The following is a 1,817-nucleotide window of genomic DNA, read 5'->3' as shown; positions in this document are numbered from 1 at the left end:
TATAAATGTCAAGTTAATCATGTAAATTTTTGATCATTTAAGAATGTAGTTTTTTTATTCTTCTTCGAAATTCATATGATCCTTTAAACGATATGAATTTCCAGTAATTGAAACTACGTGTGCATGATGAAGTATTCTATCTAAAATAGCATTAGCAATTATAGGATCTAGAAAAATATCATCCCATGCATTAAAGTTTATATTTGTAGTTAATATTGTGCTTTTATTTTCATATCTTTTATCTATAAGCTGAAAAAATAGTTTGGAATCTTCTTTATCAATAGGAAGATAACCCAATTCGTCTATTATTAGTAATCTATATTTACTAAAATGCTTCAGCCTTGCATCTAATCTATTCTCAAGCTTGGCTCTTTTAAGCTGCTGTAATAAATCATTGCATTTAATAAAATATGTACTGTATCTTCGCTTCGCGGCAGCGATTCCAATAGATGTAGCTAAATGCGTCTTGCCAACTCCACTAGAACCTAAAAATACAATATTCTCATTAGCTTCTAAAAAACGAAATGATATAAAATCAAGTATTTGCTCTTTGTTAATACTTGGTTGAAAATCAAAATCAAAGTCTTTGATTTCTTTATTATGTGGAAATGCTCCTACTTTAACCATTGCTTTTATCATAGTTGCTTCTTTATAATCTATTTCATAAGCTGTAAGTTTTATTAAAGCATCAACAAATGACAAGTTGTTATTTGTTGTAAAATCAATAACTTCATTAAGATGTGTAATCATTTGTTTCATTTTTAAGTATTCTAAATTTTTTACTAATTGATTATATGTACTATTCATTTTTGTATACTTCTCCTATCATATTTAAGTTGTTTTTTGCCATTTTTGCCATTTCATAATCCTTGCAATTAAAGGTAGAAGAACTAATTTCTAAGTAATGATCCTCATGATAGTTTAATTTTTTAGTTGTTACATCATGAATAGTAACCAAATCTGTGTTACAATATATATGTAGTTGGTTATCATATACTTGTAATTTTAGTCTTTTACCTATGTATTCTGGTGGTACAGAATACTGATTTGATTTATATGAAATCATGCTTTGGCGATTGACTTTAACACTAGTAGTGGTAATTTTGTATTGATTTCTTATTTGTTCCGTAGGAAGTGCAAGTAAGAAATCTTTTTCTCTTTTTTTATGCAAAATTGGAATTTTTCCAGTTGCAGTGTGATAAGAACTATTTATCCTATTATTTAAATTCTCAATAAGTCTTACAAGACCTTCATAATCAAGTTGTCCATTATAAGCTCTTATTTCATCAAGCAGCTTCATTGGAGCTTCTACTTTTGCTTTAGTATTCGGCCTTCCTGCTATGCAGGGGCGAACTTTAAAACCATAATCATCAGCAAATTGTTGAAATTTATTATTTACTTTCCCCTTTCTATAGTTTGTTCTAGCTTCATCCATAACAGTTTTCATATTATCTGTTAATAATTCATGAGGAACACCTTCAAATGTCTCAAATGCCTCATTTAGAAATGAAAATAATATTTCTTGAGATTTATCTAAAGAAAGCTTGTAAACTCTAAATCTTGAATAAGAAAGAATAAGAACAAATATATTAACATTTATTGTTTCACCAGTTTTTAATACAAAATTAATGTTTTCTTTCCAATCTAATTGAGCCTGCTGTCCTTTACCAGTTTCATATCGCATTGTAGAATTATTAGATATATGACCTTTTTGCCTTCTTTTAAAATAATCATTAAATTCAGGTTTGCTAGATATGTATCTTCTAAACGAAGATTGTGCACAATCGAGATTATAGTTATCTTTAAGATATTGCCAT

General features: G+C 27.8%; 1 protein-coding gene and 1 pseudogene. Both read right to left on the bottom strand.

What is annotated here, in order from left to right:
* Positions 1 to 54 precede the first annotated feature (54 nt).
* Positions 55 to 807: an IS21-like element helper ATPase IstB gene (gene istB, locus ACTNAO_RS12730; RefSeq protein ID WP_154532935.1), complete on the bottom strand. Its 753-nt coding sequence runs from the start codon at positions 805 to 807 to the stop codon at positions 55 to 57.
* Positions 804 to 1,817 (bottom strand): annotated as a pseudogene (gene istA / locus ACTNAO_RS12725) (IS21 family transposase); the annotation flags it as partial. The gene istB and the pseudogene istA, both read right to left, overlap by 4 nt.

It is taken from the genome of Clostridium sp. HCP1S3_C6, assembly GCF_052066735.1.
Classification (GTDB): Bacteria; Bacillota; Clostridia; order Clostridiales; family Clostridiaceae; genus Clostridium.
The sequence above is the reverse complement of the archived record's forward strand: the minus strand, read 5'-3'. Positions and strand labels throughout refer to the sequence as shown.

What these genes read in the sequence shown, in the direction of transcription:
- istB (WP_154532935.1), bottom strand. Translation starts at nt 807, where the DNA reads ATGAATAGTACATATAATCAATTAGTAAAAAATTTAGAATACTTAAAA.